At 58.6% G+C, this 5,731-nt stretch carries 6 protein-coding genes; 2 read left to right on the forward strand and 4 right to left on the reverse strand.

The features are described 5' to 3' along the window. Positions 1-115: 115 nt before the first annotated feature. Positions 116-859, reverse strand: a complete 744-nt coding sequence (locus B4F73_RS07540; protein ID WP_290482904.1) for a class I SAM-dependent methyltransferase — start codon at positions 857-859, stop codon at positions 116-118. Between the two features lie 38 nt (positions 860-897). Between B4F73_RS07540 and gloB the strand changes: the two genes are divergently transcribed. Then, positions 898-1,671, forward strand: coding sequence for a hydroxyacylglutathione hydrolase (gene gloB / locus B4F73_RS07545; RefSeq protein ID WP_290482905.1), 774 nt, complete (start codon positions 898-900; stop codon positions 1,669-1,671). Further along, positions 1,671-2,117, forward strand: coding sequence for a cupin domain-containing protein (locus B4F73_RS07550; protein ID WP_290480078.1), 447 nt, complete (start codon positions 1,671-1,673; stop codon positions 2,115-2,117). Before gloB ends, B4F73_RS07550 begins: the two co-directional genes overlap by 1 nt. Here B4F73_RS07550 and B4F73_RS07555 read toward each other — a convergent pair. From B4F73_RS07555 to thrS, 3 genes are all read right to left on the reverse strand, one after another. Beyond that, entirely contained in the window at positions 2,114-2,923 is an 810-nt protein-coding gene (locus tag B4F73_RS07555; RefSeq protein WP_290482906.1) for a glycosyltransferase family 2 protein, read from the reverse strand. The two genes, B4F73_RS07550 and B4F73_RS07555, sit on opposite strands and share 4 nt — an antisense overlap. Further along, the gene (locus B4F73_RS07560; RefSeq protein ID WP_290482907.1) at positions 2,920-4,167 is read right to left on the reverse strand and encodes an O-antigen ligase family protein; all 1,248 of its coding nucleotides are present in this window, start codon (positions 4,165-4,167) and stop codon (positions 2,920-2,922) included. The genes B4F73_RS07555 and B4F73_RS07560 overlap by 4 nt, the downstream gene beginning before the upstream one ends. A gap of 49 nt (positions 4,168-4,216) precedes the next feature. Continuing rightward, positions 4,217-5,731 (reverse strand): threonine--tRNA ligase (gene thrS, locus B4F73_RS07565; protein WP_290482908.1); only part of this gene is annotated, 1,515 nt, incomplete at its 5' end.

A 5,731-nucleotide genomic window follows, 5' to 3' on the forward strand; every position in this document is an offset into this window, starting at 1 on the left:
CCCGCATCCAATCGGCTCGGCTTGAAGATGGCTGTTACGAGTTTCATGGCACGCAATCCTTTGATCTGTAATGCGAATTAGGAGTTTCTAAACTACCGAGGCGCGCGTAGCGGCGTCAATGGCTTTCGCGACCATTGCTTGTCGCAGGCCGCGCCAGACGCACTTTTTCGGTCACTGGTGCTGTAGCGCCGCCTCCAGGAGAGGCATAAAGGCGTTTCACTGCCTCCACCAACACCACGCCACCGAGCCCCGGCGCGAGCATTCGGCCCATCACTTCCCAGCCTTCGGCCGCCGAACTCACCAAAGGTGTCGCCATTGGCGGCATGTAAAGCGCACTACTGGACGCTGTGACTTGAAACAGCCCGATCGAAAGCAGATTCATGAGCTGCGCGCGTGTCCAGGGGCGGCCTTGGCCAAACGGCGTCTTGGTCGCGCGCGACCACAAGCCGGACCGGTTGGACGCCGCCAATACAATACGCCCCTCCGGAGCCGTTATCCGCCAGATTTCCCGCAAGTAGGCGCGCGGATTGCCCGATTCCTCGAGCCCATGCAGCACGATCACACGATCAAACATGCCGTCCGGAAAGGGTAGCCGAACATCGCCTATGGCGACCGCCGCATTGCCGCGACCGAACGGGTCCCATGAGACGGGTCCATGATCGAGCGGGATACCTGCCACGCTGCGCCCCGGCGCAGCACCAAAGGCCTCGAGCACCGGAATGGCGTATCCCAGCCCCAGCAGAGAGAGGCCGCGCGCATCTCCCCAGAGATCCGTCAGCTTGCCGGACAGGATGCGCGTCGCTGCCTGCCCCAAAGGCGAGGCATAGAAACGTTGCAAGGTGACGGCATCCTGACGCATGAAGTGGCCTGTGCTAGTCTGGTCTGCAGGAGACGCTAATGACGAAAATCACCCTCGACATACACAAATTTCCCTGCCTGAACGATAATTACGGCTATCTGGTTCATGAACCTGTCTCAGGAAAGACTGCGGCAATCGATACGCCGGATGCCGAAAAGTACCTTGCCGAGGCCGATCGTAGAGGCTGGACGGTTACGCACATCCTGAACACGCACTGGCACCCCGACCATGCGGGCGGGAACTTGCGGATCAAGGAAGTCACGGGATGCACCATTTACGGACCAGCCGGTGAAGCGGAAAAAATTCCCGGCATTGATGTGAAACTATCCGAAGGCGATATCGTCGAATTTGGGCGTACGAACGCGCGCGTGATGGATGTGCCCGGGCATACGCTAGGCCACATCGCCTATCATTTCTCAGATCAAGACGTCGCATTTGTCGGAGACGCTGTCTTTGCACTTGGTTGCGGCCGTGTTTTTGAAGGCACGATGGAGATGATGTGGAACAGCCTGACCAAGCTGAAAGCTCTGCCGCCAGAAACCCAGCTCTACTGCGCGCATGAATACACACAGGCCAACGCAAGGTTTGCCGTCACGGTCGACCCGCAGAATAAAGCACTGACGGATTACGCGCTCTGGATTGACGAGCGTCGTGCAGAGGGCCTTCCAACTGTTCCAACGAGGTTGGACAAAGAACTTGCCACGAACCCATTCTTGCGTGCCGACGATCCTGTACTCCAGGCGGCGATGGGTCATCCCGGCAACACCGTCGAAACCTTCGCCGAAATACGTGGACGCAAGGACCGCTTCTGATGCGGGGTATTTCCGGAGATCTCGGCGCCCGAGAGATCATCCGCATGCTGGATCTGACCCCTCACCCAGAGGGAGGACACTTCCGGGAAACGTATCGCGCGCCGACATCGGACGGCAGCCGCGCCAGTTCCACGATGATCTACTATCTGCTGCAAGCTGACGAAGTCTCGGCATGGCATAGAGTAGATGCTGACGAATTCTGGCTATGGCATGCGGGCGGCCCTCTTTCCCTCACGCTATCGCCACCCGACGGCCAAGGGGCAAGTGCGGTGACGCTCGGTCCTGACCTGCGGGCTGGGCATCGCCCGCAACTTGTCGTCCCTTCGCAACACTGGCAGACAGCGGAAACGCTGGGCGCATGGACACTGGTCAGTTGTATTGTTGCCCCGGGCTTCGAATTTAGCGGGTTTGAAATGGCCCCCCATGATTGGCGTCCAACCGTCTAGCGACGAGCCTTGAGGGCGCGCACCATGACTGGTGAAATCAGCGTCACAATCAGACGCTCCAACGGGCCGTTCGCAAATTTCCTGAAATACTTCACAAGGCTGCGCGCCTTGTGCTCGACCACAGCCTCAGAGGGAACGTCCGACGTCGACCCATAATGCAACGCGCCCGCATGAGGTTGATAGACTACGCTACCGCCAGACTTCAGGACCCGGCGACAAAGGTCGACATCTTCGACGTGCAGAAAATAGCCCTCGTCGAACCCTCCCATCTTGCGAAAGGCCTGACGATCCATCATGAAAAAGGCACCTGACACTGCACCAACTTCGATGGAGTTTCGGGGCGGCGGGTCATTTTCCAACGTCCACTTCCCAAACCCCATCGCACGCAAGAGCGTCAGCGTGTTGCGTCGTGCGCCTCGCTCCTCACGACCGTGGATATCAAAAATCTTGCCGCCGACCAGGACGGGTTCAGCACGCTTCTCCATTGCCGCCACAAGTCTTGCAAGCGAACCGCGGCGCAGAACCGCATCCGGATTGATGACGAGAAGCAGATTGCCGAGCGCCCCCGCCGCACCCTTGTTCACCCCGGCCCCAAAACCGGGATTCGTGCCATCACGGACGATGTGGACTTTATCTGAATTTGCCTCGAACTCATCGATCCAGGACTGTTCCTCTGGCCGATTTCCGTTGTCGACAATGATAATTTCAGAAATGTCCGGATCGGACTTCAGGGCATAGAGACATTCATGCAAGCGAGGGCCGGTATGATAGGTCACAACGATCGCCGTAATTGTCGGGAGAGTCATCCAAGCGATCCTCTCACACGGCGAGACAGAACAATCAGCGCAACGACAGCGAGCGCCAAGGTAGACCAGAAAGCTTCATTCCAGACACTATAGGAAAAACTGAACAGGCAGAACGCCGCCGCCAGCATGCCGCCAATCGCGTAGTGAATATCCGCGCGTAAATTGTGCCCAATTGGCAGTCGCCATCCGATCAGCAGAACGGCAAGTGCCGCAACAAATGCACCAACTGCGCCCGTCTCGGCCCATATCTGCAAGGCCATATTGTGCGGATGCCCCGGAACGACCGGATACCGCGCCCAGAAATCCGGCAACTGCGCCATCCATTCCGGATAGGCTGCATACGTGTCCTGCCAGGATTTTGATGCTTCGATACCATGCCCCATCAGCGGTGTCTCCTGAATCTTCCCGATCACGACTTCCCACGACCAGGCGCGAGACTGGAAAGACCCCGGCAAGTTCACACCACTTCGCTCCAGCATGTAGAGCAGCCCACTCATCAAGATCGGCGCTAGCGCAATATAGGCAGCGACAGCCGTGAACAGGCCGCGCAGGCCATACTTTGGGAAGACCCGAACAATAACGAAAGCGACGAGCGTCAAAGCCGCGCCAAACATGGCGGCTGACGATCCGAGAACGCCGAAGCTGACAAGGCTGGCCAGCGCAATCATCAGTGCGAGCCCCTTCCATGCCAAGCCTGGCCGGGCCCCAACATATGCTACAAGTATAGGCAGTACGAGCGCAAAAGCGTTCGCACCCCGATCAAGGTTCTGAAAGCCTGAGGAATGATTGAGCGGATCATCCCCGTAGAAGACGGGCATCACTGAAGTCGCGAAGACCGGGCTGAGCAGGATCAGCAGACCATGTATGGAGAGGCTTCCCAATATCAGGCGGGACGAGATCTGTGCGCGCCCGGGCGCAGTTCGCAATGCACCGGCTATCAAGAGCGTGGTGAAGAAAAGCGTCAATATGATGCGCAGCCCGGCGGACCGAATGGCAAAGTCGCCGCCCATCAATGTCCCACTGATGATTCCCCGCGAGACCGGAGACCAGGACTCACTCGCAACGGCCCAGACCAGAAAGGCCATGCCCGCCAGCAGGTAGTGGGCGGGACGGATACCGGGCCGTGCAACAAGTAATGCAGGAATCGCAGCCAGCGCGAGCAGCAGGACGTTACCTTGCGTCCCTGCGATGGAGGTCAAAGGCCACAACAGGAAGGCCGCGGCGAGAAAAGGTGCGTAGCTCATGCTGCGCATCTTTTCGTGTTCCGCAGTACCTGTCACCTGTTGATCCGGACTAGTCGGACTTCAGGTCTGGTGCGAGGGCTTCTTGGGCGAGATCGCGGCAGGCATCCTCCAGCGAGATCATTTGCTGACCATTGCTGCCAAGCCGACGCAACGCCAGTGTACGGTCCTCAGCCTCACGACCACCAACCACCGCAATGATTGGCACTTTCTGAACCGAATGCTCGCGAACCTTGTAGTTAATCTTCTCATTGCGAAGATCGGTCTCGACGCGCAGTCCGGCCTTGCGCAGAGCAGCCGCTGCTTCCTCAGCGTACTCGTTCGCTGCGTCTGTGATCGCCGCAACGACAACTTGCACCGGTGACAGCCACATAGGGAAAGCGCCGGAAAACTCCTCGATCAAGATACCGATAAAGCGCTCCATCGAGCCTAGGATGGCGCGGTGCAACATGACCGGGCGCTGCTTTGAACCGTCCGACGCCGTATATTCAGCGCCGAGACGCTCTGGCAGAACATAGTCCAGCTGCAACGTACCACATTGCCAAACCCGGCCGATCGCGTCCGTGAGTTGGAATTCAAGCTTGGGTCCGTAGAAGGCCCCTTCCCCGGGCATGATCTCACAGGGCAGGCCCGCTGCATCAACGGCGTCCTGCAGGCCTTTCTCGGCCCGGTCCCAGGTTGCGTCATCCCCGGCCCGGACATCCGGACGTGTGGAGAGTTTCACGGCGATATTCTCAAAGCCGAAATCCCGGTACACGTTTTCGAGCAGGCGACAGAAGCGGATAGACTCTTCGACGATCTGGTCTTCACGGCAGAAGATGTGCGCATCGTCCTGCGTGAATTGACGGACCCGCATGATGCCATGCAGCGCGCCATGCGGCTCGTTGCGGTGGCAACACCCGAATTCCGCCAAGCGCAGCGGCAGGTCGCGATAGGATTTCTGGCCCTGTTTGAAGACTTCGACATGCGCCGGACAGTTCATGGGTTTCAACGCCATCAGTTTGGCATCGTCAGGCACCGAAATGTCCACGCCTTCATCACCTTCAGGAATGAAGTCCGGCACGATGAACATGTTCTCGCGATACTTGCCCCAGTGACCGGATTTCTCCCACTGAACCGAATCCATCAATTGCGGCGTCTTGATCTCTTCATAGCCGGCCGCATCGAGACGCCGGCGCATATAGGATTCGATCTGCAACCAGATCTGGTAGCCTTTCGGGTGCCAGAAGATGGACCCGGCCGCCGCCAGGCCGTCGAGATGGAACAGGTCGAGCTGCGTCGCGAGTTTGCGATGGTCACGCTTTTCGGCCTCTTCGAGGCGTAGCAGATGCGCCTTGAGGTCTTTCTCATTGGCCCAAGCCGTGCCGTACATGCGCTGAAGCATTTCGTTCTTGGAGTCGCCACGCCAATAGGCGCCCGCCAGCTTCATCAGCTTGAAGGCCTTCGGCAACTTGCCCGTGCTTGGCAGGTGCGGGCCGCGGCAAAGGTCGAACCAGTCGCCTTGCTTGTAGACTGTGATTGCTTCGCCCGGCGGAATGATGTCGTCGATGATCTGCGCCTTGTAGTC

It is taken from the genome of Hyphomonas sp. UBA3601 (assembly GCF_002375605.1).
Taxonomy (GTDB): Bacteria; Pseudomonadota; Alphaproteobacteria; order Caulobacterales; family Hyphomonadaceae; genus Hyphomonas.